This window comes from Nocardioides pantholopis, assembly GCF_003710085.1.
GTDB lineage: Bacteria > Actinomycetota > Actinomycetes > Propionibacteriales > Nocardioidaceae > Nocardioides > Nocardioides pantholopis.
Window position 1 is genome coordinate 467,303 of the sequence record NZ_CP033324.1, and the last position, 25,006, is coordinate 492,308.

General features: G+C 72.1%; 27 protein-coding genes, 3 tRNA genes and 1 pseudogene. 23 read left to right on the forward strand and 8 right to left on the reverse strand.

Translation table 11 applies throughout. The features are described 5' to 3' along the window. Positions 1 to 182: 182 nt before the first annotated feature. Genes EBO35_RS02145 through EBO35_RS02160 form a run of 4 tightly spaced genes read right to left on the reverse strand, consistent with a single transcriptional unit; the run spans position 183 to position 3,854 of the window. A complete protein-coding gene (locus EBO35_RS02145; protein ID WP_241153821.1) occupies positions 183 to 1,037 on the reverse strand; it encodes a metallophosphoesterase in 855 nt (284 codons plus the stop codon). A 53-nt stretch (positions 1,038 to 1,090) separates the two neighbouring features. Further along, complete coding sequence (locus EBO35_RS02150; protein WP_122816266.1) at positions 1,091 to 2,212, reverse strand: fumarylacetoacetate hydrolase family protein; 1,122 nt, start codon at positions 2,210 to 2,212, stop codon at positions 1,091 to 1,093. Next, the gene (locus tag EBO35_RS02155; RefSeq protein ID WP_122816267.1) at positions 2,209 to 2,955 is read right to left on the reverse strand and encodes a hypothetical protein; all 747 of its coding nucleotides are present in this window, start codon (positions 2,953 to 2,955) and stop codon (positions 2,209 to 2,211) included. Before EBO35_RS02155 ends, EBO35_RS02150 begins: the two co-directional genes overlap by 4 nt. 47 nt (positions 2,956 to 3,002) lie before the next feature. Next, a complete protein-coding gene (locus EBO35_RS02160) occupies positions 3,003 to 3,854 on the reverse strand; it encodes a hypothetical protein (protein WP_164477762.1) in 852 nt (283 codons plus the stop codon). A 162-nt stretch (positions 3,855 to 4,016) separates the two neighbouring features. Here EBO35_RS02160 and EBO35_RS02170 point away from each other — a divergent pair, with 162 nt between their 5' ends. After that, positions 4,017 to 4,607, forward strand: a complete 591-nt coding sequence (locus EBO35_RS02170; protein ID WP_122816270.1) for a DNA-3-methyladenine glycosylase I — start codon at positions 4,017 to 4,019, stop codon at positions 4,605 to 4,607. On the opposite strand, the gene EBO35_RS02175 is transcribed toward EBO35_RS02170, so the two are convergent. Next, positions 4,594 to 5,214, reverse strand: coding sequence for a flavin reductase family protein (locus tag EBO35_RS02175; RefSeq protein WP_122816271.1), 621 nt, complete (start codon positions 5,212 to 5,214; stop codon positions 4,594 to 4,596). The two genes, EBO35_RS02170 and EBO35_RS02175, sit on opposite strands and share 14 nt — an antisense overlap. Positions 5,215 to 5,264: 50 nt before the next feature. On the opposite strand from EBO35_RS02175, the gene EBO35_RS02180 reads away from it, so the two are divergent. From EBO35_RS02180 to EBO35_RS02210, 7 genes are all read left to right on the forward strand, one after another. Further along, positions 5,265 to 6,677, forward strand: coding sequence for an amidase (locus tag EBO35_RS02180; RefSeq protein WP_122816272.1), 1,413 nt, complete (start codon positions 5,265 to 5,267; stop codon positions 6,675 to 6,677). Positions 6,678 to 6,739: 62 nt separating this feature from the next. Further along, a tRNA-Thr gene (locus tag EBO35_RS02185) sits at positions 6,740 to 6,812 on the forward strand. A gap of 52 nt (positions 6,813 to 6,864) precedes the next feature. Then, positions 6,865 to 6,938: transfer RNA gene (locus tag EBO35_RS02190), tRNA-Met, on the forward strand. A gap of 51 nt (positions 6,939 to 6,989) precedes the next feature. Next, positions 6,990 to 7,160 (forward strand): 50S ribosomal protein L33, encoded by a 171-nt coding sequence (gene rpmG, locus EBO35_RS02195; RefSeq protein ID WP_122816273.1) that lies wholly within the window; start codon positions 6,990 to 6,992, stop codon positions 7,158 to 7,160. A gap of 96 nt (positions 7,161 to 7,256) precedes the next feature. Further along, entirely contained in the window at positions 7,257 to 7,655 is a 399-nt protein-coding gene (locus tag EBO35_RS02200; protein WP_122816274.1) for an FAS1-like dehydratase domain-containing protein, read from the forward strand. Further along, the gene (locus EBO35_RS02205; RefSeq protein WP_241153822.1) at positions 7,652 to 8,053 is read left to right on the forward strand and encodes a MaoC/PaaZ C-terminal domain-containing protein; all 402 of its coding nucleotides are present in this window, start codon (positions 7,652 to 7,654) and stop codon (positions 8,051 to 8,053) included. The genes EBO35_RS02200 and EBO35_RS02205 overlap by 4 nt, the downstream gene beginning before the upstream one ends. Beyond that, positions 8,046 to 9,074 (forward strand): UDP-N-acetylmuramate dehydrogenase, encoded by a 1,029-nt coding sequence (locus tag EBO35_RS02210; protein ID WP_122816275.1) that lies wholly within the window; start codon positions 8,046 to 8,048, stop codon positions 9,072 to 9,074. The genes EBO35_RS02205 and EBO35_RS02210 overlap by 8 nt, the downstream gene beginning before the upstream one ends. Before the next feature lie 8 nt (positions 9,075 to 9,082). On the opposite strand, the gene EBO35_RS02215 is transcribed toward EBO35_RS02210, so the two are convergent. Beyond that, complete coding sequence (locus EBO35_RS02215) at positions 9,083 to 10,234, reverse strand: hypothetical protein (RefSeq protein ID WP_122816276.1); 1,152 nt, start codon at positions 10,232 to 10,234, stop codon at positions 9,083 to 9,085. A 361-nt stretch (positions 10,235 to 10,595) separates the two neighbouring features. On the opposite strand from EBO35_RS02215, the gene EBO35_RS02220 reads away from it, so the two are divergent. Further along, positions 10,596 to 11,036 (forward strand): VOC family protein, encoded by a 441-nt coding sequence (locus tag EBO35_RS02220; RefSeq protein ID WP_122816277.1) that lies wholly within the window; start codon positions 10,596 to 10,598, stop codon positions 11,034 to 11,036. A 6-nt stretch (positions 11,037 to 11,042) separates the two neighbouring features. Here the strand turns inward: EBO35_RS02220 and EBO35_RS02225 are convergent, their stop codons facing one another. After that, entirely contained in the window at positions 11,043 to 12,104 is a 1,062-nt protein-coding gene (locus EBO35_RS02225) for an adenosine deaminase (protein WP_241153823.1), read from the reverse strand. Positions 12,105 to 12,213: 109 nt separating this feature from the next. On the opposite strand from EBO35_RS02225, the gene EBO35_RS02230 reads away from it, so the two are divergent. The 5 genes from EBO35_RS02230 to rplA all read left to right on the forward strand — a co-directional run bounded on the left by EBO35_RS02230 (position 12,214) and on the right by rplA (position 14,882). Continuing rightward, positions 12,214 to 12,286 (forward strand) — tRNA-Trp (locus EBO35_RS02230). Between the two features lie 53 nt (positions 12,287 to 12,339). Then, the gene (gene secE / locus EBO35_RS02235; protein WP_122816279.1) at positions 12,340 to 12,585 is read left to right on the forward strand and encodes a preprotein translocase subunit SecE; all 246 of its coding nucleotides are present in this window, start codon (positions 12,340 to 12,342) and stop codon (positions 12,583 to 12,585) included. Positions 12,586 to 12,634: 49 nt separating this feature from the next. Next, a complete protein-coding gene (nusG, locus tag EBO35_RS02240) occupies positions 12,635 to 13,543 on the forward strand; it encodes a transcription termination/antitermination protein NusG (protein WP_164477763.1) in 909 nt (302 codons plus the stop codon). A 106-nt stretch (positions 13,544 to 13,649) separates the two neighbouring features. Then, positions 13,650 to 14,081, forward strand: a complete 432-nt coding sequence (gene rplK, locus EBO35_RS02245) for a 50S ribosomal protein L11 (protein ID WP_122816280.1) — start codon at positions 13,650 to 13,652, stop codon at positions 14,079 to 14,081. Positions 14,082 to 14,162: 81 nt separating this feature from the next. Then, on the forward strand, positions 14,163 to 14,882 hold the full coding sequence (rplA, locus tag EBO35_RS02250) for a 50S ribosomal protein L1 (RefSeq protein WP_122816281.1): 720 nt from the start codon (positions 14,163 to 14,165) through the stop codon (positions 14,880 to 14,882). A gap of 90 nt (positions 14,883 to 14,972) precedes the next feature. Here the strand turns inward: rplA and EBO35_RS02255 are convergent. After that, positions 14,973 to 16,261 (reverse strand): annotated as a pseudogene (locus tag EBO35_RS02255) (aminotransferase class I/II-fold pyridoxal phosphate-dependent enzyme). A gap of 272 nt (positions 16,262 to 16,533) precedes the next feature. Between EBO35_RS02255 and rplJ the strand changes: the two are divergent. The 9 genes from rplJ (at position 16,534) to EBO35_RS02300 (ending at position 24,999) form a co-directional block, all read left to right on the forward strand. After that, entirely contained in the window at positions 16,534 to 17,190 is a 657-nt protein-coding gene (gene rplJ / locus EBO35_RS02260; RefSeq protein ID WP_122816282.1) for a 50S ribosomal protein L10, read from the forward strand. Positions 17,191 to 17,277: 87 nt separating this feature from the next. Continuing rightward, complete coding sequence (gene rplL / locus EBO35_RS02265; protein ID WP_122816283.1) at positions 17,278 to 17,667, forward strand: 50S ribosomal protein L7/L12; 390 nt, start codon at positions 17,278 to 17,280, stop codon at positions 17,665 to 17,667. A 310-nt stretch (positions 17,668 to 17,977) separates the two neighbouring features. Continuing rightward, entirely contained in the window at positions 17,978 to 18,931 is a 954-nt protein-coding gene (locus EBO35_RS02270) for an ABC transporter ATP-binding protein (RefSeq protein ID WP_122816284.1), read from the forward strand. 26 nt (positions 18,932 to 18,957) lie between these two features. After that, a complete protein-coding gene (locus tag EBO35_RS02275; protein WP_122816285.1) occupies positions 18,958 to 19,719 on the forward strand; it encodes an MlaE family ABC transporter permease in 762 nt (253 codons plus the stop codon). Between the two features lie 4 nt (positions 19,720 to 19,723). Then, positions 19,724 to 20,551 (forward strand): MlaE family ABC transporter permease, encoded by an 828-nt coding sequence (locus tag EBO35_RS02280; RefSeq protein WP_122816286.1) that lies wholly within the window; start codon positions 19,724 to 19,726, stop codon positions 20,549 to 20,551. Then, positions 20,548 to 21,834, forward strand: coding sequence for an MCE family protein (locus EBO35_RS02285; protein WP_241153824.1), 1,287 nt, complete (start codon positions 20,548 to 20,550; stop codon positions 21,832 to 21,834). The genes EBO35_RS02280 and EBO35_RS02285 overlap by 4 nt, the downstream gene beginning before the upstream one ends. Continuing rightward, positions 21,831 to 22,865, forward strand: a complete 1,035-nt coding sequence (locus tag EBO35_RS02290; protein WP_122816287.1) for an MCE family protein — start codon at positions 21,831 to 21,833, stop codon at positions 22,863 to 22,865. The genes EBO35_RS02285 and EBO35_RS02290 overlap by 4 nt, the downstream gene beginning before the upstream one ends. Then, on the forward strand, positions 22,862 to 23,863 hold the full coding sequence (locus tag EBO35_RS02295) for an MCE family protein (RefSeq protein ID WP_122816288.1): 1,002 nt from the start codon (positions 22,862 to 22,864) through the stop codon (positions 23,861 to 23,863). Before EBO35_RS02290 ends, EBO35_RS02295 begins: the two co-directional genes overlap by 4 nt. Then, on the forward strand, positions 23,860 to 24,999 hold the full coding sequence (locus EBO35_RS02300) for an MCE family protein (protein ID WP_122816289.1): 1,140 nt from the start codon (positions 23,860 to 23,862) through the stop codon (positions 24,997 to 24,999). The genes EBO35_RS02295 and EBO35_RS02300 overlap by 4 nt, the downstream gene beginning before the upstream one ends. Positions 25,000 to 25,006 lie beyond the last annotated feature (7 nt).

Genomic DNA, 25,006 nt, shown 5'->3' on the forward strand with positions numbered 1-25,006 from the left:
TAAGAAAACAAGACAAAGGAGAGTTTAAACGACTGCACGCCAGTTCGTCGCGCCGAGGAGCCCGTGGCGCGCCGAGCCGGCGCGGGACTACACAGTCGGGCTGGCCCGCGGCTCGTGGTTCTCGTAGGTGGCGTTGAAGTCCGAGTCCTTGCGGGAGAGCAGCTCGCGGCGCTCCTCGGGGCTCAGCGTCGCCAGCTGCGCCGCCGCGTCGCTCGGATAGCCGGTGAGCTCGGGGCCGGGGCCAGCGGGACCACCGTGTGCACGACCCGGTCGGCGTAGACGTGCATCATCGTGAACGCCTGGTGGCCGTCGACGCCGGAGACGAACCGGTCCACCGGAGCCGGGTCCGAGGTGTAGCAGCTGGCCGAGGCCACCGAGACCGGGATGCCTGCGAAGGTCGAGTACGACGAGAAGTGGAAGTGCCCGCCCAGGATCGCCCGCACGTCGGTGCCGCGCACGACCTCGGCGAGCCGCTCCTGGTCCGCGAGCTCGATCAGCTCCCCGGCGCGCAGCATCGGGACCGGGATCGGCGGGTGGTGCATCGCCAGCACCGTGCCGTGCTCGGCGGGGGTCGCCAGCACCTCGGCGAGCCAGGTCAGCTGGGCGTCGGTGAGGTCGCCGTGGTGGTAGCCCGGGACGCTGGTGTCCAGGGCGACGACCCGCAGCCCGTCGACATCGTGCACGCGGTCCTGGGGCTCCTGGGACGCCGTGCCGTACAGGCTCGCGGAGAACGCCGGCCGCTCGTCGTGGTTGCCCATCACCCAGACCGTCTGGGCCCCCAGCTCGGCGGCCACCGGCTCGACGATCGCCCGCAGGCGGGCGTACGCCGCGGGCTCGGCGCGGTCGGCCAGGTCGCCGGTGAAGACCAGCACCTGGGGCGCCGGGTGGACGTGCCGCAGCCGGGCCAGGGCGCACTGCAGTCCGGCCTCGGTGTCGACCACGCCGTACTGGCGTGCCCCGTCGGTGAGCAGGTGCGGGTCGCTGAGGTGGGCGACGGCATGGGTGGGCGCGGGGTGCTGGCCGAGCTGGAGGTGCATCCGTGCAGGCTACGGGCGCGGGTCGCCGCTCGCGGTGGATCCCCGGCGGTTGCTCAGGCCGGGCGGACCACGCCCGAGACCTCGCCGAGCGTGATCGGGGCGCCGGAGGTGCCGGGCGCGGAGTAGCGCAGCACGACCCGGGCGCCGTCGGCGAGGAAGCGCTCCCCGGCGTACAGCTCCAGCAGGCAGCCGAGCTGGTCGGGGGCCGGCCCGCTGATGGTGCCGGACCCGAACAGGTCGCCGGTGCGCAGCGCGGCCCCGTTGGCGGTGAGCTGGGCCAGCAGCTGGGCCGGCGACCAGTACATGTCGCGGAACCGGGGCCGGCTCAGGACCTCGCCGTCGACCTCGACCTCGACCGCGACGTCGAGCCCCCGCACGTGCCCGGGCCCGAGGTAGTCCAGCGGGCGGGGCTGCTGGGGCGGCAGGTCGCACCAGGCGGCATCCAGTGCGGCCAGCGGGGTCACCCAGGCCGCGATGCTGGTCGCGAAGGACTTGCCGAGGAACGGGCCCAGCGGCCGGCTCTCCCAGGCCTGGATGTCGCGCGCGGACCAGTCGTTGAGGCCGACCACGCCGAAGACGTGCTCGCTGAAGGCGGCGTACGGCACCGGCACCCCCGGCGGGGACGGCACGCCCACGACGAACCCGAGCTCGGCCTCGAGGTCCAGCTGCCGGGTGGGGCCGTGCACGGGTGCCTCGGCGCCCGGGTCGCGGCGCTGCCCCGCGGGCCGCACCACGGGCGTGCCGGAGGCCACGACGGTCCCGGCGCGGCCGTGGTAGCCGACCGGCAGGTGCCGCCAGTTCGGGGCGAGCGGCTCCTGGCCGGGACGCAGGATCCGGCCGACGTTCGCGGCGTGGTGCTCGGAGGCGTAGAAGTCGACGTAGTCGGCCACCTCGAACGGCAGGTGCAGGGTGGCGTCGGCCAGCTCGATCCCCTCGGCGTCGGCGGCCAGGGCGGCGACCTGCTCACGGGTCTGGCGCCACACCTCCGGGCCCAGCGCGAGGAAGACGTTGAGCGTGGGCGCCGCGAACTCCGCCCGCCCGGTGAGCGCATGCAGGTCGAGCACTGTGTCGCCCAACCGGACCCCGACCCGGCGCTCGCCGCCGGCGACCGAGAAGACGCCGTACGGCAGGTGGTCGAGGCCGAACCCGCCGTACCGGCTCCCCGGCGTGCTCACGCGAGCATCCCGAGGTCGCGCAGGTCGGCGGCGGCCGCGGCCGTCCCCGGCGCGTCGACCGCCGTGAGCCACCGACGGGCGCGCGCCAGCTCGTCGAGGTCCGGGAGGGCGGTCGGGTCGGTGGCGGCCAGTGCCGCGCCGACCGCGCCGGAACCGGCACCGTCGAAGGCCAGGACCGTGGCGGCGAGGAGGCCCAGGGCGCCGGGCGCCCCGGCGGCGGCCAGGGCCCGGCCGGTGCCGCGGGTGCACGCGAACGGGGTCTCCCGGTCCAGCGCGACGTCGACCCAGCGGGCCAGCGCCGGCGACTGCGCCGGCAGCGCCAGGTGCAGCTCGGCGCCCGCGATCTCGTCCGCGGCCGCGAGCCAGGAGTACGACGGCTCGACGTCCGGCACCTCGACCTGCACGGGGACGTCCTCGGCCAGGGCCCCGTCGGCGCGGGCCGCGTCGACCGCGGCGAGCACCCGCCGGACGTTGGCGGCCGGGGCGTCGAGGTCGCGCAGGGTGACCCGCAGGGCGCCCAGCGCGAGCCCCTCCCGCGCGGCGTACGCCGCGGGCCCGGCGACCTGGCCGGCACCGCCGGTGGTGACCAGGGTCAGCGGCGCGTCCAGGGTGCGGTCCAGGCCCGGAAGGCCGGTGTCCTCGACGAGCAGCGACCCGACCAGGGCCGCCTCGGTGGGGGACGACGCGGGGGGAGTGGGAACGGGAACGGCGAGCAGGGCGGCGAGCGCAGCAGGGATCGACACCCCGTCACCGTAGCCACCGGCGCCGGGGCGGCTGCGGCCTCGGGAGGTCAGGGGGCGACCGGCTGGCCGGTGAACATCCGGTAGCTGTAGGCAGTGCCGATGAGCACGACCGGCACGGTCACCAGCAGGCCGACGCCGCACAGCAGGGCACCGCTGGCGGCGATGAGGCCGCTGACGAGGTACCAGACCAGCGCGTTGGCCAGGTTGTCCTTGACCAGCGTGACGCTGGCGGTGATCGCCTCGATCGGCCCCAGGCCCTTGTCGACCACGAAGTACAGGCTGTAGCTGGTCACGAACGAGACGGCGAGGCCGGGGAAGTAGCACAGCGCGGTCCCGATGCCGGAGGCGACGGAGATGACCAGGCTGGTGACCACCACCGCGCCGATCTGGTCCAGTCGGAAGACGTCGGAGATCTGGAAGGGCCGGCCCTCGGTGATCGCGAGCGCGCCCCGGATCACGCCGGCGGTGACGATCTGGACGAGGAGGAACACGATCACGACCGTGAGGCCGGTGACGAGGAGGGTGGCGAGCAGGCCCGATCCGTCGGTGGTCCGGAAGCTGCCGGAGTCCTCGTCGTACCGCACGCTCGCCTGGTCCAGCAGCACCGTCTGGAGCACGGCAGCGATGCCGACCGCGATCGCCACGGTCACCAGCACCGCCAGCGCCGCCAGCAGGATGTGGCCGAGGTGCGCCTGGAACTTCGCCCAGCCGTACCCGAGCGCGTCGCCGAGGTTCCAGTGGGACCCCGGACGGGGCGGGCCGTACCCGCCGGGCGGCGGACCGTATCCCGGAGGCGGGCCGTATCCCGGCGGTGGGCCGTAGCCACCCGGCGGCGGGCCGGGGACGTACGGCGGCCGGGGACCGTCGGGCGGACTGGCGGGAGGCTCGTGGGCGGACATGGTGCTCCTCGGCGCGCCGGGACGGAACTGGACCCCCAGAACCTAGTGCCCCGCGCCGGGGAGCGGGTATGTATGGGCCATGGCCCGACGAGCACCCGAGGACGAGGTCGCCGCTCGCGGCGCCGCACCGCAGCAACCACCGCGCCCGCGCGGACGCTCCTGATGGCGGGGACCGGCCCGGTCGTCGGTGAGGACGGCCTGGCCCGCTGCCCGTGGGCCGGCGGACCCGGAGTGATGCGCGACTACCACGACACCGAGTGGGGGTGTCGCGTGCACGGCGAGTCGGCGTACCTGGAGCGGCTCACCCTGGAGGCCTTCCAGTCCGGGCTGTCGTGGTCGACGATCCTGAACAAGCGCGAGGCGTTCCGCGAGGTCTTCCACGGCTTCGACGCCGACGCCGTGGCCGCCTTCGGCCCGGACGACGTCGAGCGGCTGATGGGCGACGCGCGCATCGTCCGCAACCGCCGCAAGGTGGAGGCCGCGGTCACCAACGCCCGCGCGACGGTGGCGCTGCGCGCGGACGGCGGGCTGGAGCGCCTGGTGCTGGCCCACGCCCCGCAGCCGGCTCCGGTCCCGCACACCACCGCGGACCTGGCCACCACCTCGCCGGAGTCGCTGGCGCTGTCGAAGGAGCTGAAGCGGCGCGGCTTCGCCCACGTCGGCCCCACCACGATGTACGCGCTGATGGAGGCCATCGGCGTCTTCGACCCGCACCTGGTGGGGTGCCACCGGCGAGGTCTCAACGTCCGGTGACGTCCTCGGGGCGCCGGGGCCGGGGGACCCGGAGCACCTGTGGGGGCAGCCCCCACTCGTCGCGGCCGAGCCGGGAGACCGGCTCCAGGGCCGCGATCGCCGGGTGGTCGCCCTCGAGGGCCTCGGCGCGCACGGTGATCGCCACGACGTCGCCCAGGACCAGCGTGGAGTCGCCGAGCTCGATCGTCGAGTGCAGCCGGCACTCGATGGAGGCGGGGGAGCGGCGCACCCGCGGCGGGCGGACCTGCTCGCTGGGCTCCATCTCCACGCCGAGCGCCTCGGCCTCGTCGACCCCGTGGTCGAACGGCGCGCTGGTGCCGTTCGCCGCCTCGAGCAGCGGGCGGCTCACCAGGTTGACCACGAACTCCCCGGTCTCCCGGGCGTTGCGCAGGGTGTCCTTGGAGCCGACCGAGGTGAACTGCACGACCGGCGGCCGGGCGCAGGCGACAGTGAAGAACGAGTGCGGGGCCAGGTTGCCCCGCCCGTCGCCCGACAGCGTGGACACCCAGGCGATCGGCCGGGGCACCACCACCGCGGTCAGCAGCCGGTAGACGTTCACGTCGGGGTCGGCCGCGTCGAAGACCCGGCGCTCGCTGGTGGCGCTCACCCCGTCACCGTAGGCGTCGGGGCCACGGGCCGCCCCCTAGGTTGGTGGGCATGACGCGCGTGCACGCCTTCACCGACGACGCCCTCGGGGACCTGGACGCGGTCGGGATCGTCACCGCGCTGCACGCCCGCCGGGTCTCGGTCCCGGAGGTGGTGGAGGCCGCGATCGCCCGCACCACCAGCGTCGAGGACCGCCTCAACGCGGTCGCGTACGTCGCCTACGACCGGGCGCGGGCCGAGGCGCGGCACCCGCGCGGCGGCTACTTCGCCGGCGTGCCGACGTTCGTCAAGGACAACGTCGACGTCGCGAACATGCCCACCCAGCACGGCACCGACGCCTGGGTGGACGCGCCGCGCCGCCGCGACGGCGACCTCGCGCGGATGCTCCTCGCCACCGGCGTGGTGCCGCTGGGCAAGACCCGGCTCTCCGAGTACGGCCTGAGCGCGAGCGCCGAGCACCCCCGGCTGGGGCCGGTGCGCTCGCCCTGGTCGACCGAGCACATCGCGGGCGCGTCCTCGGCCGGCTCGGCGGCGCTGGTGGCGGCCGGGGCCGTCCCGCTGGCGCACGGCAACGACGGCGGAGGCTCGATCCGGATCCCGGCGTCGGTCAACGGGCTGGTCGGGCTGAAGCCGACCCGCGGCCGGCTCGCCCAGGACCGGCTCACCCGGGAGATGCCGGTGCGGATCGTCGCCGACGGCGTGCTGACCCGGACGGTGCGCGACACGGCGGCGTTCCTGCGGGAGGCCGAGAAGGTCTACCGGGCCCTGCACCTGCCCCCGATCGGCGACGTGCAGGGGCCCGGCCGCCGCCGGCTGCGGGTGGGGGTTCACACGGCCGGACCCGGCCGGTCCGCGACGCCGGAGGTGGCGAAACTCACGCTGGAGACCGCCGCGCTGCTCGCCGACCTGGGCCACCAGGTCGAGGAGGTCGCGATGCCGGCCACGCCCGGCTTCCGCGACGACTTCCTGCTCTACTGGTCCTTCCTGGCGACGATGCTGGTCAGCACCGGACGGCGGACCAACGGACCCACCTGGGACCCCACCCGGCTGGACGCGCTCACGCTCGGGCTGGCCCGTCGCGGTCGCCGCCAGCTGCACCGCGTGCCCGGCGCGATCCGCCGGCTGAAGCGGGCCCGGCGGGTCTCGGCCGCCTTCCACGAGCGGTACGACGTGGCGCTGATGCCCACCGTGGCGGGGCCGACGCCGCTGGTGGGGTACCTCGACCCGACCCAGGACGCGGAGCTGGTCCTGGACCGCCTGGAGGACTGGGTGGCGTTCACGCCCTGGCACAACGTGACCGGCGACCCGGCGCTCTCGCTGCCGCTCGCGACCGCCGCCGACGGGCTGCCGCAGGGGATGATGCTGGCCGCCGGCGCCGGCCGCGAGGGGACCCTGCTGGAGCTGGCGCTGGAGCTCGAGCAGGCCGCTCCGTTCGCCTCGATCCAGGCCGCATTCCGGGGCTGAGAACGCCCGGTGGGGGCCCGATTTTTCGTTCCGTCAGGGTCTGTGTATCGTTCTGCGTCGTTGCCCCTTTAGCTCAGTCGGCAGAGCGTCTCCATGGTAAGGAGAAGGTCTACGGTTCGATTCCGTAAAGGGGCTCTGGGTGAGGGTTGTGGCCGTCGATACACTGGCCGCACGCCTCAGCCCGTGTGGCGGGGTAGCTCAGGTGGTTAGAGCACACGGCTCATAATCGTGGTGTCGCGGGTTCGAGTCCCGCCCCCGCTACTCAGACCACCGAGCAGGACCCGCAGCAACTCTCGACCTCAAGGACTTTCCGTGGCCAGCAAGAGCTCCGACGTTCGCCCCAAGATCACGCTCGCCTGCGTGGACTGCAAGGAGCGCAACTACATCACCAAGAAGAACCGCCGCAACGACCCCGACCGTCTGGAGCTGGCGAAGTTCTGCCCGCGCTGCCGCGCGCACACCGCGCACCGCGAGACCCGCTGAGCGACCACTCTCGTCCGTTTCGACGACCCGCCCGATGACCTCGGGCGGGTCGTCGGCATTTCCAGCCGGCCCCGGCCGGGGTCCTAGGGTGTGCCCATGCCAGTCGACAGCTCCCTGGTCGGCCGGGTCTTCCCCGCGACCACGCCGTACGCCGTGTCCGAGGAGAAGGTCCGCGAGTTCGCCGCCGCCACCGGCACGCCGTACGCCGGCGGGCCGGCGCCCGCGACCTTCCCGATCGTGGTGGCGTTCCGCGCGATGAACGACTTCCTCGCCGCCGAGCAGGTCGACCTGTTCCGCATCGTGCACGGCGAGCAGAAGTTCGCCTACGCGCGCCCGGTGGTCCCCGGCGACGTGCTGAGCGCGACCCTGAGCGTCGCGAGCCTGCGTCAGATCGGCGGCAACGACATCATCGGCACCACCAGCGAGATCCGCGACGCCGCCGGCGACCTGGTCTGCTCGACCAGCGCCACCCTGGTGCACCGGGGCGAGGCGTGAGCGCGCTGGAGGCGGGCGCCTCCCTCGCGCCCCAGGAGTACGCCGTCACCCGCGCCGACCTGGTCCGCTACGCCGGGGCCAGCGGCGACTTCAACCCGATCCACTGGTCGGACCGGGTCGCCTCCGCGGTCGGCCTGCCCGGCGTGATCGCGCACGGCATGTTCACGATGGCGCTGGCCGCCCGCGCCGTCGCGGCCTGGACCGACGGCGCCGAGGTCGTCGACCTCGGCTGCAAGTTCACCAACCCGGTAGTGGTCCCCGACGACGACGGCGGCGTGGTGGTGCGGGTGGCCGGCACCGTGAAGTCGGTCGAGGACGGCCTGGTCACGATCGGCCTCGAGGTCACCTGCCAGGGTCAGAAGGTCCTCGGGATGCCGAAGGCCGTCGTCCGTGGCTGAGCTGCTGCGCACGCACACCACGCTGCGGGTCGGCGGGCCCGCGCGCCGCTGGGTCGTCGCCGCCGACGAGCGCGAGCTGGTCGCGGCCGTCGGCGAGGCCGACGAGCGCGGCGAGCCGCTGCTGGTCCTCGGCGGCGGCAGCAACCTGGTGGTGGCCGACGAGGGCTTCCCCGGCACCGTCGTGCAGGTGCGTCATGACGCGCTGCGCGTCGACCAGGACGGCGAGGGTCCCTCCTGCGGGGGCGTGAGCGTCACCGCGGGCGCCGGGCACGACTGGGACGAGCTGGTCAGCACCGCCGTCGAGAAGGGCTGGGTGGGCGTCGAGGCGCTGTCGGGGATCCCGGGCACCGTCGGCGCGACGCCGATCCAGAACGTGGGCGCCTACGGCCAGGAGGTCGCCCAGACCATCGCCTCGGTGCGGGTCTGGGACCGGCGGCTGCGCGGCGTGCGCACGTTCGCAGCCGCGGACTGCGGCTTCGGCTACCGCAGCAGCCGCTTCAAGGCCGACCCCGGGCGGCACGTGGTGCTCGACGTGACCTTCCAGTTCCGCCAGGGCGACCTCGGCGCTCCGGTGGCGTACGCCGAGCTCGCCCGCACCCTCGGGGTCGAGACCGGGCAGCGAGCGCCGCTGGCCGACGTCCGCGCTGCGGTGCTGGGCCTGCGCCGGGGCAAGGGGATGGTCCTGGACGCCGAGGACCACGACACCTGGAGCGCCGGCTCGTTCTTCACCAACCCGGTGCTGCCGCCCGCCGAGGTCCCCGAGGGTGCTCCGGCCTGGCCGCAGCCCGACGGCACCGTGAAGACCAGCGCCGCCTGGCTGATCGAGCACGCCGGCTTCACCAAGGGGTACGGCGGACCCGCCGCCTCGCTCTCCGCCAAGCACACCCTGGCCCTGACCAACCGCGGCGACGCCAGCGCCGCCGACGTCCTCGCGCTGGCCCGGGAGATCCGCGACGGCGTGCAGGCGCGCTTCGGGGTCCGGCTGGTCAACGAGCCGGTGCTGGTGGGCTGCGAGCTCTGAGGCGTCGCTCAGGCGGCGTACTCCAGCTGCACGGGCGGGCGCCACAGCTCGACGACGGGCGCCCTCGCCGGGGCGGGGGAGTGTGCCGGTGACCGAAGCCGCCGGGTGCCGGTGTGGTCGACGAGGTAGAGCCCGCCGTGGGGATCGCGCCACACGTAGATTCCGGGGAACGGCTGCTGAACGTCCCAGCCGCCGTGGGTCTTGACCCGGTGGTGCTGGGCGGTCAGCGGCCCGTAGTTCCCGATCCGGGACTGCCCGGGTGGCCCGCCGTCGTCGGGGGAGACGTAGGGCTCGGTGTGGTCGATCTGCCCGGGGCCGAGGGTGGAGCCCCAGGGGAAGACGTCCGCCGGGGTCATCAGCCGCACCGCGCGGCGGTGCCGGTCCGGGACCTCGTACGCGTCCACCGGCACCTGGCCCTCGATGTCCAGCACCGGCCGCACGGTGAACCGACAGCTCGGGCCGAGCACCCGCCGGATCCACGACTCCGTGACCGGACCGTGGCCCTCGAGCCGGGCAATCGCCTCCACCGGTCGGCCCTCCTGGTCGTGCTCGGTGACCAGACCGGCGGCGCCGCCGGCGAAGGCGTGGAGGTGCAGGGTCGCGGTCGGCATCAGGTCGCGCAGGTCGCGGTCGGCGGTCGCCGGGGTCCCGGCGGCCAGCAGGCGCACGGCGTGCACCCGCCGGTCGTCGGCGGGCAGGTCCTCCGACAGTCGGGCGGCGATCGCGGTGACGGCGGCGTCGAGCTGCGCGATCGTCGCGACGTCGGCGCGGACCAGGAACGAGGCCATCCCGTGCTGCTCGCCGTGCAGCCGCTTCGCGAAGCTCGCCCGCCGGGCCCGCTCCTCCCGGGCCCGGGCCAGCTCCGGGGCCGCGGCGGCCACCTTCGCCTCCACGAGCGCCTCGAACCGCGTCCACGGGATCCGGCCGTCCGCGGACTCCGCCACCGCGGCATCGACGTACCCCGCCTCGGCTGCCGAGAGCTCGCGGGTCCGGGCGGTGACGTGGCGCGCGTAGGACGCCCGCACCTCGCCGGCCCGCACGCGCGACCAGAGCATCGGGTGGCGGTGGTGGAGGTCCTGGGCGTCGGCGATCAGCTGGGACGTGGCGTACGTCGTCCGCCCGATCCGGGCGCCGAGGGTCGCGGCCGCGAACTCGGTCACCTCCGGGACCCCCCAGTAGCCGGGCCCGCTCCCGCCCGGGCCGCCCGGACTCGACGGGGTCGAGCCGGTCGGCGCAGTGCACCACCGCCCACTGGTTGGCCGCCCGGAGCAGGTCGACCTCCGCCCGCCGTGCGGCCTCGGCGCAGGACTCCGCGTAGTCGAGGATCTCGTCCTCGGCCATCGCCTCGAGTCCCTGCGGCTCGTCCATGAACTCATTCCAGCAGTGACCACCGACATTTCCGCGGGGTTGCGAGCAGCTGGAACCTTCAGTCCTCGAGCCTCTCACCTGGGCCGCGCTCCCGGCTTGGGAAGCCCCATCCGGCCCTGGGCGGCGGCCGGCACCGGCGATTAGCGTCGCGGCATGACCGTCTGGCAGCTGACGATCGACGCGAACGATCCTCGCCTCCTGGCACGGTTCTGGGCGCAGGCGCTCGGCTACCGCCCGGTCCCGCCGGAGGCACCGCGGACCACGTGGCACGCCCACTACCGCGCCCGCCTGGGCGACGACGCGGCGTTCGAGGACCGCCTCTTCGACCCGGCGGGGCTCGGCCCGCCGCTCTGGTTCCAGGAGGTGCCCGAGAGGAAGGCCGGCAAGAACCGGCTTCACCTCGACCTCTCTCCCACGGGCCGCGACGACGCGCTGCCGCTGGAGGCGCGCATCGGGATCGTCGAGGCGAGGGTGGCCGAGCTGGTCGGCCTGGGCGCCGGCGTGGCGAGCCGGGCGCGCGGCGACGACCCGGAGGATCCGTTCTACTACGTCGTCATGCACGACCCCGAAGGCAACGAGTTCTGCGTGAGCTGAGCGCCCTCACTGCGCCGGCGCGGCCAGCCATTCGTCGATGTCGGCCAGCACGGCGGAGCGCACGTCCTCGGGGGCCCGGGAGGCCCGCACCGACATCCGGGCGAGCTCGGCCAGCGTGGCGTCGTCCAGCTCGTGGGCGGCGCGCATCGTGGCGTACTGACCGGCCAGCCGCGAGCCGAACAGCAGCGGGTCGTCAGCGCCGAGCGCGACCGTGGCGCCGGCGGCCAGCAGCGTGGGCAGCGGCACCGACGTGAGGTCGGAGTAGACGCCGAGGGCGACGTTGGAGACCGGGCAGACCTCGAGCGCCACGCCCGCGTCGACGACCCGGGCCAGCAGGTCGGGGTCCTCCGCGGAGCGGACGCCGTGGCCGAGCCGGTCGGGGTGCAGCAGGTCCAGGCAGGTCTCGATGTGGCGCGGCCCGCGCAGCTCGCCGCCGTGCGGCACCAGCGCGAGCCCGGCCCGCTCCGCGATCCGGAACGCCCCGGCGAACTCGCTGGTGGAGCCGCGGCGCTCGTCGTTGGAGAGGCCGAAGCCGACCACGCCGCGCCCGGCGTACTGGGCGGCGAGGCGGGCCAGGGTGCGGGCGTCGAGCGGGTGCCGGGTGCGGTTGGCGGCCACCACCAGGGCCATCCCGAGCCCGGTGCGCTCGGAGGCGTCGCGAACGGCGTCCAGGACCAGGTCCGTGAACGCGGTGATGCCGCCGAACCGGGCGGCGTACCCGCTGGGGTCGACCTGGATCTCCAGCCACCGGCTGCCGTCGCGGACGTCGTCCTCGGCCGCCTCGAGCACCAGCCGGCGTACGTCGTCCTCGGTGCGCAGCACCGAGCGGGCCACGTCGTAGAGGCGCTGGAAGCGGAACCAGCCCTTCTCGTCGGCCGCCGAGAGCTCCGGCGGCCAGTCCTCGACCAGCGAGTCCGGCAGCACGATGCCGTCCCGTTCAGCGAGCTCCAGCAGGGTCCCGTGGCGCATCGACCCGGTGAAGTGCAGGTGCAGGTGGGCCTTGGGGAGCTGGCTCAGATCACGGGCCCGGTGTGCCCGGGAAGGCTGCTGCACGGGCGTCGAGGTCACCGCGCCATCGTAGGTGTGGCCCGGTACGTTTGGACGCGGCCTCGGTCCTACCCGTAGACTCCACGCTTGGTGGATTCCCACATGCTTCGGCATGCCCCGAGTCCACCGAAGGGCACTAGCTCAACTGGCAGAGCATCGGTCTCCAAAACCGAAGGTTGGGGGTTCAAGTCCCTCGTGCCCTGCGAGACAAACTGGTCGAAGACGGCCAGCCGGACGAACGAGATGAGGTGACGGCGTGTCGGACAGCAACGCAGTCCGCGGGCCCCGGGACGAGAAGGCGCGCAAGCGCACCGGACCGGCCACGTTCTACCGGCAGGTCGTCACCGAGCTGCGCAAGGTCGTCTACCCGACGCGCGACCAGCTGATCACGTACTTCTTCGTGGTCCTCGGGTTCGTGGTCGTGATGATGGCCCTGGTCTCGTTACTCGACCTGGCCTTCGGAAGGCTCGCCTTCTCGATCTTCACCGGGCCGAACCAGTAGTGACCACGTCCGCGACGGGCTGACCCGCGCGGCCAGAGCACCAGAATCGATGGAGCACCACGTGCCGGAGCAGCAGGACCCGTTCGAGGTCGACGAGACCCCCGAGGGTGACCTCGAGGACAAGTTCGGCCAGCCCGACGAGGGTGACGAGGTCGTGGCCGATCCTGCCCTCGACACCGAGGTGACCGACGAGGACACCGACGCCGCGATGGGCGTCGATGACGGCGCGAGCGCCGTCGACACCGACGTCGTCGAGCCCGCGGGCGACGAGTCCGAGGACTCCGCCGGCGAGGACGCCGACGAGGACGAGGACTCCGCCGACGAGGACGACCCGCTCGAGGCGTTCCGCCGCGAGCTGTGGGCCAAGCCCGGCGACTGGTTCGTGGTGCACACCTACTCCGGCATGGAGAACAGGGTGAAGTCGAACCTCGAGAACCGCATCATCTCCTTGAACATGGAGGACTACATCCACGAGATCGTGGTCCCCACCGAAGAGGTCGCGGAGATCAAGAACGGCCAGCGCAAGATGGTCAAGCGCACCGTCCTCCCCGGCTACGTCCTGGTCCGCATGGACCTCACCGACGAGTCCTGGTCCGCCGTGCGGCACACGCCGTCGGTCACCGGCTTCGTCGGGCACAGCCACCAGCCGGTGCCGCTGAGCATGAGCGAGGTCGAGAGCATGCTGGCCCCGGCCGTCGTCGCCAAGGCCGAGGCAGAGGCTGCCGCGGCCGGCACCGCAGCCCCCTCCGGTGGCGGGGCCACCACCGCCCGCAAGCCGGTCGAGGTCGCCGACTTCGACGTCTCCGACTCGGTCATGGTCGTCGACGGCCCGTTCGCGACGCTGCACGCGACGATCACCGAGATCAACGCCGAGGCCCAGCGGGTCAAGGCGCTCGTCGAGATCTTCGGCCGGGAGACCCCGGTCGAGCTGAGCTTCAGCCAGATCCAGCGGGTCTGAGGCCAGTACCGCACGCCCGGGCAGCACTCGCCGGGCTGCACTCGCACCACCGTGGCAGAGGACGAACGCTCCTCGTCATGACCACAGAACAGAAAGAGAAGCGCACATGCCTCCCAAGAAGAAGAAGATCGCTGCCCTGGTCAAGGTGCAGCTGCAGGCCGGCGCTGCCACGCCGGCCCCGCCGGTCGGTACCGCCCTGGGCCCGCACGGCGTCAACATCATGGAGTTCTGCAAGGCGTACAACGCCCAGACGGAGTCCATGCGCGGCAACGTCATCCCGGTCGAGATCACGATCTACGAGGACCGGTCCTTCACCTTCGTCACGAAGACCCCGCCGGCCGCGGAGCTGATCAAGAAGGCCGCCGGTCTGCAGAAGGGCTCCGGCGTCCCGCACAAGGAGAAGGTCGGCAAGCTCACCAAGGACCAGATCCGTGAGATCGCGCAGACCAAGCTGCCCGACCTGAACGCCAACGACGTCGACGCGGCGATGAAGATCGTCGAGGGCACCGCCCGCTCCATGGGCGTCACCACCGACTGACCCATCCCCCCGCACGACACACCTGTGGCAGGGCCGCGCTGGCCCGAGTGACCACACCTGGAAAGAAACGAGAGACCAGACATGCAGCGCAGCAAGACCTACCGCGCGGCGTCGGACACGTTCGACAAGGACGAGCTCTACGCCCCGCTGGCCGCGATCAAGATCGCCAAGGCCGCGAGCAAGAAGAAGTTCGACGAGACCGTCGACGTGGTCATGCGCCTCGGCGTGGACCCCCGCAAGGCTGACCAGATGGTGCGCGGCACCGTCAACCTGCCCCACGGCACCGGCAAGACCAGCCGGGTCCTCGTGTTCGCCAACGCCGACAAGGCCGAGGCGGCGCGTGAGGCCGGCGCCGACGTCGTCGGTGGCGACGAGCTGATCGAGAAGGTCAGCGGCGGCTGGCTCGACTTCGACGCCGTCGTCGCGACCCCCGACATGATGGGCAAGGTCGGCCGCCTCGGCCGCGTGCTCGGCCCCCGTGGCCTGATGCCGAACCCGAAGACCGGCACCGTCACGCCGGACGTCGCCAAGGCTGTCTCCGACATCAAGGGCGGCAAGATCGAGTTCCGGGTCGACCGGCACGCGAACCTGCACTTCATCATCGGCAAGGCCTCGTTCTCCGAGACCCAGCTCGCGGAGAACTACGCCGCGGCGCTCGAGGAGGTGCTGCGGCTCAAGCCGGCCAGCTCCAAGGGCCGCTACATCCGCAAGGTGACGGTCTCCACGACCATGGGCCCCGGCGTCCAGGTCGACCCGAACCGCACCAAGAACGTTGCGCTCGAGGACGACGCGCAGGCCTGACCTGCCGTACGCCACGCACGAGGCCCCGGTCACCTTTCGGTGACCGGGGCCTCGTCGTCGTGGGATGCGGGACCCCGGGGGCCCGGCGGGTCAGCCCGCGTCCGCGGCGAGCTTCTCCGCGGCGGCCAGGGCGACGCAGGTGGCCACGCCGGCCATGGCCGTCTCGACCTCGGGCAGCTGGGGGAAGGTCGGTGCCAGGCGGATGTTGCGGTCCCGGGGTCGTGTCCGTGCGGGAACGCCGAGCCGGCGGGGGTCAGTGCGATGCCGGCCTGGGCGGCGAGCTCGACGACCCGGGTGGCGGTGCCGTCCAGGACGTCGAGGTTCACGAAGTAGCCACCGGCCGGGTGGCTCCACTCCGCGACGTCGAGCCCGCCGAGACCCTGCTCCAGTGCGGTGTCGACCGCGGCGAACTTCGGCGCGATGATCTCGCGGTGGCGCCGCATCAGCGCGCGCACGCCCTCGGCGTCGCCGAAGAACTCCGCGTGCCGCAGCTGGTTGACCTTGTCGGGGCCGATCGAGGCCTTGCCGAGGTGCTGGAGGTACCAGGCCTTGTTGGCGGCCGACGCGGCCAGCACCGAGACCCCGGCTCCGGCGTAGGTGATCTTCGAGGTCGAGGCGAACAGGACCGGCCGGTCCGGGTTGCCCGCCCCGGCGGCCAGCGTGAGCACGTCGGCGCTGCGGGCCTCCTCGTCGGTCAGGTGGTGCAGCGCGTAGGCGTTGTCCCACATGATGCGGAAGTCCGGGGCGGCGGTCGGCATCGACACCAGCCGCCGGGCGACCTCGGGGGAGCAGACCGAGCCGGTGGGGTTGGCGTACGTCGGGACCAGCCACATGCCCTTGACCGCCGGGTCCTCGGCCACGAGAGCGGCGACCGCGTCCGGGTCGGGGCCGTCGGCGCGCATCGGCACCGTCACCATCTCGATGCCGAGGTCGGCGAGCAGTGCGAAGTGCCGGTCGTAGCCCGGCACCGGGCAGACGAACTTCACCACCGGCTCGTCCTTCCACGGGCGCTGCGAGCCGGGCCCGCCGTGCAGCACCATCGAGGTGATGACCTGGTGCATCAACGTCAGGCTGGAGTTGCCGCCGCAGACGACCTGGGCGACCTCGACGTCGAGGAGCTCGGCGAAGATCTCGCGCAGCTCGGCCAGGCCCTCGAGGCCGCCGTAGTTGCGGACGTCGGCGCCGGAACGGTCGCGGGTGGTGGTCGGGAGCCGCAACAGCGCATCGGAGAGGTCGAGCTGGGCCGGGGACGGCTTGCCGCGGGTGAGGTCGAGCTTCAGGCCACGGGCCTGCAGGTCGGCGTACTCGGCCTGCTTCGCCGTGCGGAAGTCGGCGAGCTCGTCGGAGGACAGGGAGCGGAGTGGGGCGCGCGACGTCATGGTCCGATCCTGCCAGCGCCGTCCACCCGGTGGGTCGGCGGTCCGATTTGGTGACCGGGCGGGTGCTGCGTACAGTCTGCACCTGAAACCAGAGACCGCCGGTTGTCATGCCGCATCAGCAGCACGACCGAAGGTTCCGCAGCAGCGGACGGCCAGCGCAGGTGAAGAGCCAGACCCGGGCCCCGGCCCGCAGTCCACGCCCTGAGCCTGTGCTCGGGGCGTTTGTCGTGTCGGGCCCTGTGCGGCGGTCTCCTAAGTACGGAAGGAGACCCATGGCGCGGGCAGACAAGCAGGCGGCCGTCGCGGATATCGTTGAGTCCTTCAACGGGTCCGCCGGTGCCGTGCTGACCGAGTACCGCGGTCTCACCGTGAAGCAGCTGCAGGAACTGCGGCGCTCCCTCGGCGAGAACGCCAACTACGCCGTGGTCAAGAACACGCTGGCCAAGCTGGCCGCCACCCAGGCGGACATCGACGGCTTCGACGACCTGCTGACCGGTCCCACCGCGATCGCCTTCATCAACGGCGACGTGGTCGAGGCCGCCAAGGGTCTGCGTGACTTTGCCAAGGCCAACCCCGCCCTTGTCATCAAGGGCGGCGTCCTGGACGGCAAGTTCCTCGACGCTGCCGAGGTCGCCAAGCTGGCGTCCCTCGAGTCGCGTGAGGTGCTGCTGGGCAAGATGGCTGGCGCGATGCTCGCGTCGCTCAGCCAGGCCGTCTACCTGCTCAACGCCCCGCTCGCGCAGGCTGCCCGGCTCGCCGGCGCCCTGCAGGCAAAGGCCGAGCAGGACCCCTCGATCCTCGCAGGTGGTGCCGGTACGCCGGTCGCCGCCGAGGAGGCCCCGGCCGAGGCTGCTGCCGCGGACGAGGCCCCCGCCGACGAGGCGGCCGAGCCGGCCGCCTCCGACGAGGGCGACACCGCCGAGGCCTGAGCTCCGCTCAGTCACGGCTACACCACCACCTGAAACCCCGGCCGGCCGCTCGACGGTCCCGGCCACCGAACGGAAGGAAACGCCATCATGGCGAAGCTCACCACCTCCGAGCTGCTTGACGCGTTCAAGGAGATGACCCTCATCGAGCTCAGCGAGTTCGTGAAGGAGTTCGAGGAGACCTTCGGCGTCACCGCCGCTGCCCCGGTCGCCGTTGCCGCTGCTCCCGCCGCCGGCGGTGGCGCGGGCGCCGAGGAGGCCGCTGCCCAGGACGAGTTCGACGTCATCCTGGAGTCCGCTGGCGAGAAGAAGATCAACGTCATCAAGGAGGTGCGCGCCCTGACCTCCCTCGGCCTGAAGGAGGCCAAGGAGCTGGTCGAGGCCGCGCCGAAGGCGATCCTGGAGAAGGTTGCCAAGGACGCTGCGGACAAGGCCAAGGAGGCGCTCGAGGGCGCCGGGGCCACCGTCACCCTCAAGTGACCCACGGCCGCCGGGCGTTCGCGCCCGCCGGCTGAGCACGACCGCCAGGGGCGGCCATCCGGAGACGGATGGCCGCCCCTGCGGCGTTTCTGGGGATCCCGCCGGTCACCCCCTGGACATGAGGTTTCCGTCACAATCACGCCGGGTATGCCGCGGAAGGCCGCGCCGAGGGCGCGGCCCCTGCATGTGACGACAACCACGTAGTGGCGTAACCTCCGGGCCGTACTGCCGTTGTTACTCGTCAGTGGGACACGTGTACGAACACGTGTTGATGCGGACAGCGGCGTGACGCACGGAGAGGGGACACGGCGTGGGCGTGGAGATCAGGGTGGACGACCTCACCAAGTCCTTCGGCAAGCAGCTGATCTGGGGCGGCGTCACGCTCACCATCCCCGCCGGCGAGGTCTCGGTGATGCTGGGCCCCTCGGGCACCGGCAAGTCGGTCTTCCTCAAGGCCCTCATCGGCCTGCTCAAGCCCGACCGGGGCTCGATCCTCATCGAGGGCACCGACATCGCGAGCTGCTCGGAGAAGGACCTCTACGAGATCCGCAAGCTCTTCGGCGTGCTGTTCCAGGACGGCGCGATGTTCGGCTCGATGAACCTCTTCGACAACGTCGCGTTCCCGCTGCGCGAGCACACCAGGAAGACCGAGTCCGAGATCCGTGCCGTGGTCATGGAGAAGATGGACCTGGTCGGCCTGGTGGGCGCCGAGACCAAGCTCCCCGGTGAGATCTCGGGCGGGATGCGCAAGCGCGCGGGCCTGGCCCGGGCGCTGGTCCTGGACCCCGAGATCCTCCTCATCGACGAGCCCGACTCCGGGCTGGACCCGGTGCGCACGTCGTTCATCAACCAGCTCTTCATCGACCTGAACGCCCAGATCGACGCGACGTTCCTGATCGTCACCCACGACATCAACACCGCCCGCACGGTCCCGGACAACATCGGCCTGCTCTACCACAAGCACCTGGCGATGTTCGGGCCCCGGGAGATGCTGCTCTCGTCCGAGGAGCCCGTGGTCCGCCAGTTCCTCAACGCCCAGACCGTGGGGCCGATCGGGATGTCGGAGGAGAAGGACGCCGACGAGCTCGCGGCCGAGCAGCACATCGCGATGCCGCCGCTGCCCCCGATCCCGCTCCAGCTCGAGCCGTCCAACGGCGTCCCGCGGCGCAGCCAGCGCGAGCCGGGTGCCTGGTGCCGCGAGCATGGCGTGACCCCGCCCCCGGGCTCCTTCTCGCCGCAGCTGGCCCTGACGGCGGGCGGCTGAGCGATGACCTCGACCACCACCCCCGGGTGCTCGCTCCCGTCGGCACCGCCGGCAAGCTCTTCGCGTTCGGCCTCGACGTCGCCCGCGCGCTGTTCCGTCGTCCCTTCCAGCTGCGCGAGTTCATCCAGCAGGCCTGGTTCATCGCCTCGGTGACGATCATCCCCACGGCGCTGGTCGCCATCCCTTTCGGCGCGGTCATCGCCCTGCAGGTCGGTGGGCTGATCAAGCAGTTCGGCGCCCAGTCCTTCACCGGGTCCGCCGCGGTGCTCGCCGTGGTCCGCGAGGCCGGGCCGATCGCCACCTCGCTGCTGATCGCCGGCGCCGCCGGCTCGGCGATCGCCGCCGACCTCGGCGCCCGCAAGATCCGCGAGGAGCTGGACGCGATGATGGTGCTGGGCATCGACCCGATCCAGCGCCTCGTCGTCCCACGGGTGCTGGCCTGCATGCTGATCGCGGTCTTCCTCAACGGCCTGGTCAGCGTCGTGGGCGTGGCCGGTGGCTACGTGTTCAACGTCGTGCTCCAGGACGGCACCCCGGGGGCCTACCTCGCAAGCTTCACCGCCCTGGCCCAGCTGCCGGACCTGTGGCAGGGGATGGTCAAGGCCCTGGCCTTCGGCCTGATCGCCGCGGTCGTCGCCTGCTACAAGGGGATGAACGCCAAGGGCGGCCCCAAGGGGGTGGGCGACGCGGTCAACGAGTCGGTCGTCATCACCTTCTTGCTCCTGTTCGTCGTCAACTTCGTGATGAGCGCGATCTACCTGCAGCTCGTCCCACCGAAGACGGGGTGATCCGGTGGCCAACCTGCGCGCCGTCTACGAACGGCCCCTGAAGTCCCTGGACGCCCTCGGCGCCCAGCTGGCGTTCTACGTCCGCGCGCTCGCGTGGACGCCCCGCACCGTGCGCCGCTACAAGGCGGAGATCCTGCGGATCCTCGCCGAGGTGACGCTCGGCTCCGGCGCGCTGGCCGTCATCGGCGGCACCGTGGGCGTGATCCTCGCGATGTGCTTCTTCACCGGCACCGAGGTCGGGCTGCAGGGGTACGCCGCGCTCAACCAGATCGGCACCGCGGCGTTCTCGGGCTTCCTCTCGGCGTACTTCAACACCCGCGAGATCGCGCCGCTGGTGGCTGCCATCGCCCTCGCCGCGACCGTCGGGTGCGGCTTCACCGCCCAGCTCGGCGCCATGCGCATCTCCGAGGAGGTCGACGCGCTCGAGGTGATGGCGATCCCGTCGCTGCCGTTCCTGGTCACGACGCGGATCATCGGCGGCCTGATCGCGATCATCCCGCTGTACGTCGTCGGGCTGCTCTCCTCCTACTTCGCGACCCGGCTGACCCTGACCACGTTCTTCGGCCAGTCCACCGGCACCTACGACCACTACTTCAACCAGTTCCTCCCACCCGAGGACGTGCTGTGGTCCTTCGGGAAGGTGATGGTCTTCGCGGTCGTGGTGATCCTCATCCACTGCTACCACGGCTACACGGCCAGCGGCGGCCCCGCCGGCGTGGGGATCGCGGTGGGCCGGGCGGTGCGCACCAGCATCGTGGCCATCAACGTCATCGACCTGATGCTGTCGATGGCGATCTGGGGGACGACGACCACGGTGAGGTTGGCCGGGTGAGCGCGCTGGTGCTGCGGACCCGGCTGCTGGGGATCGTGTTCCTGGCCTTCGTGGTCGGGGCGGTCTACCTCACCTACGCGACGTTCACCAAGAAGTTCACCGACTACGACCGGGTGACGCTGCAGACCTCGTCGATCGGGCTGCAGCTGCCCACCCGGGCCGACGTGAAGATCCGCGGGGTCATCGTCGGCGAGGTGCTCGACTTCGACACCACCGCCGGCGGCGCCGAGCTGACGCTGGGCATCTATCCCGACGAGCGCGCCACGATCCCGGCCAACGTCACCGGCGCGATCGTCCCGAAGACCCTGTTCGGCGAGAAGTACGTCTCGCTGGTGGTGCCCGAGCAGCCGGCCGCCAAGCCGATCCGGACCGGCCAGACGATCAAGCGGACCCGGGTCGCGACCGAGGTCGAGGCGGTCCTCTCCGACCTCTACCCGCTGCTGCGCGCGGTGCAGCCGGCGGACCTGAACCGGACCCTGAACGCGCTGGCGACCGCCCTCGACGGCCGGGGCGCCCAGCTCGGCGAGAGCATCGAGGTCCTCGACGGCTACCTGAAGCGCATCAACCCGGAGATCCCGGCCCTGGTCGAGGACCTCCGGCTGACCGCGGAGGTCTCCGAGATCTACGCGGACGTGCTGCCCGAGGTCGGGCAGATCCTCAAGGACACGATCAAGACGACCGGCACGCTCGAGGAGCGGGAGGGCGACCTCAACGCGCTGTTCACCGACGTGGGCGCCTTCGCGGGCACCACCCGGGACTTCCTGGCCGACAACGGCGACAACCTGGTGCGACTCGGCGAGGTCAGCGAGCCGGTGACCCGGCTGCTGGCCAAGTACGCGCCGGAGTACCCGTGCCTGCTGGAGGGCATCGTGGGCGCGGGCAACCTGCAGGCCGAGGCGTTCCGCGGCTACACCCTGCACATCGTGCTCGAGCTGCTGCCCAACCAGCCCCGGCCCTACGGTCCCGGGGACAAGCCGCGCTTCGGCGAGGACCGCGGGCCGACCTGCCTGCACCTGCCGAACCCGGGCGGCAGCCAGGAGAACCCGCTGCGCCGCCAGCCGAACATGGACGACGGCGTGGACCGGCCGACCGGGAAGGGCACCATGCGGGTCGCTCCCGACTACGGGCTGACCGGCGGCGACCGGGCCGGGACGGTGGCCGAGACCGAGCTGCTGCGCTCGCTGCTCGGCACCGCGTCCGGCACCCCGCCCGAGGACGTCGACGACCTGGGCGTGCTGCTGCTGGGTCCGATGGCCCGGGGCGCGGAGGTGTCGCTGCGATGAAGGTCCTCGACCGGCGCACCGGCGCCGACCTGGTCAAGCTCCTGGTGTTCTTCGTCGTGACGACGCTGGCCACCGGCGTGCTGGTGGTCGTCATCGGCAACCTCTCCTTCGCCGACAGCCGCGAGTACAGCGCCGACTTCGTCGACGCCACCGGGGTCGTGAAGGGCGACGACGTCCGGGTGGCCGGGGTCAAGGTCGGCAGCGTCAGCGCCGTCGAGATCGTCGACGACAGTCGTGCCCGAGTCACCTTCGACGTCGCCGAGGAGACCCGGGTCAGCGGGTCCACCCACGTCGCGATCCGCTACCGCAACCTGGTCGGGCAGCGGTACCTCACGCTGACCGAGGAGGTCGGCGACACCAAGCGGCTCGAGGAGGGGACCACGATCCCCGTCGGCCGGACCAAGCCCGCGCTCGACCTCACGGTCCTCTTCAACGGGTTCAAACCGCTGTTCCAGGCGCTCTCGCCCGCCGACCTCAACAAGCTCTCCTACGAGATCGTCCAGGTGTTCCAGGGCGAGGGCGGCACCCTGGAGAGCCTGCTGGGCCACACCGCCTCGGTCACGACCACCCTCGCCGACCGCGACGAGGTGATCAGTGCGCTGATCACCAACCTCAACGACGTGCTCGACCACCTCGGCGACCGCGACGAGCAGCTGTCCCGGCTGATCGTGAACTTCCGGACCCTGGTCGGCGGGCTCAAGGACGACCGCAAGGCGATCCTGGGATCCCTGGAGTCGATCTCGGCGCTCTCCACCGAGACCGCCGGGCTCGTCGAGGGGATCGAGGACCCGTTCGTCGAGGACGTCAAGCAGCTGCGCCGACTGACCGGCAACATCGCGAAGAACAAGGGCGAGCTGGACCGGGCCATGCAGGTGCTGCCGATCAAGCTGGAGAAGATCGGGCGCACCGCGACGTACGGGTCGTTCTTCAACTTCTACCTGTGCCACGTGGGCGGCCGGATCCGGCTGCCCGGCGGGATCGCACCATCCCTCAAGGTCAGCATCCCCTCGGAGAGGTGTGATCTCGGATGAGCTCCATCCCGTTCCGGGAGCGCAACCCGGTGGTGATCGGTGCGGTCAGCCTGACAGTCATCGCGCTGCTGATCGTCGGCGCGTTCCGGGCCCAGGACCTGCCGCTGATCGGCGGCGGCGACACCTACCGGGCCGCCTTCACGGAGTCGGGCGGGCTCAAGGCCGACGACGAGGTCCGGCTCGCCGGCGTGCGCGTCGGCAAGGTCGAGAAGGTCGAGCTGGACGGCGACCGGGTGGTGGCCACTTTCCGGATCAAGACCGACGCGACCTTCGGGGTCGACACCCGGGCCTCGATCCGGGTCAAGACGCTGCTCGGCGCGATGTACCTCGCGCTCGAGCCCGCGGGCGGCGGCCAGCTGGAGGAGGACAGCGAGATCCCCGTGGCCCGCACCACCTCGCCGTACGACGTGGTGGAGGCGTTCGAGGGCCTGGCGGAGACCGCCGAGGAGATCGACACCGACCAGCTCGCCGCCTCGCTGCGCACGCTGGCCGACCTCACCCGCAACACCCCCGAGGAGTTCCAGGCGGCGATCGAGGGTGTCTCGTCGCTCTCCACCAACATCGCTGCCAAGAACGGGCAGATCAACACGCTGCTGAAGAACCTGCGCCGGGTCTCGGGCGTCCTCGGCGAGCGCGACGACGACATCGTGGCGCTGATGAGGGACGCCGACGTGCTGTTCACCTCGCTGGTCGCGCGGCGTGAGGCAGTCCACGAGCTCCTGGTCTCCACCACCCGGCTCTCCAAGTCGCTGACCCGGCTGGTGACCAGGACCCGGGCCGACCTCGCGCCCGCCCTGGCCCAGCTCGAGAGCGTCGTGCAGGTGCTGAACAAGAACGAGGAGAACCTCGACAACAGCCTGCGGCTGATGGCGCCGTTCTACCGGGTCTTCTCCAGCACCCTCGGCGGCGGGCCCTGGTTCGACACCTACATCCAGAACATCCCGCCGGTGCCGGACCTGACCGCCGGCAACGGCGGCATCGAGGGGGGACTGCGATGAGCATGCTGCGACGCGCGGCGGCGCCGCTGGTGGTCCTGGCCCTGACCGTGGCCTTCGCGCTGACCGTCTTCGGCGGGGAGGAGCAGCGCACGCTGACGGCGCACTTCCCGCGCACGATCTCCATCTACGAGGGCAGCGACGTCCGCGTCCTGGGAGTGCCGGTCGGGGAGGTCGACACGGTGACGCCCTCGGGCACCGACGTGGTGGTCACCATGCACTACGACACCGACGTGAAGCTCCCCGCGGACGCGAAGGCGGTGATCGTCGCGCCGTCGCTGGTGGGGGACCGCTACATCCAGCTCACCCCGGCGTACGACGGGGGCAAGGTGCTGGCCGACGGCGCCACGCTCGACACCGACCGCACGGCGGTCCCGGTCGAGCTGGACCAGATCTACTCCAGCATCGACGACCTCACCGTCGCCCTGGGCCCGGACGGCGCCAACGCGGACGGCGCGCTGACCGACCTGCTGCGCAGCACCGCTGAGAACTTCGGCGGGCAGGGGGCCCGGGTCAACCAGACGATCAGGGACTTCGGGAAGCTCAGCACCACCCTGGACGACAACAAGGAGGAGCTGTTCGGCTCCGCCGCGGAGCTGGAGAAGTTCGTCGGCACGCTGGCCCGCAACGACCAGACCGTGCGCGGCTTCAACGAGTCGCTGGGCGAGGTCTCCACGATGCTCGCCGGCGAGCGGGAGGAGCTCGCGGCCTCGCTGGAGAACCTCTCCGGCGCCCTCGGCGAGGTGACGACGTTCGTGCGGGACAACCGGGCCAGCCTCGGGCGCAACATCAAGGGGCTCAACCGGGTCGCCAAGGTGCTGGTCAAGCAGCGCTCGGCCCTCGACGAGATCCTCCGGGCCGGCCCGCTGGCGCTGAACAACCTCTATCTCGCCTACAACCCGCAGACCGGGACCCTGGACACCAACCCGAACCTCGGGAACCTGGCCACCGAGATCGGGTCGAACCCGGCCCTGCTGCTGTGCAGCTTCGTGGCACAGGTCGACAAGACCGGCACCCTGTGCGACATCCTGGACACGATCCTGCCGCGCCCCGGGGCGCTGGCCGGCGACCGGGGCGCCGCCCGCGAGGAGCAGCCGGTCGACCCGAGCTTCGGCGGACTCGTGGAGGTCGTCGAATGAGGCCCCG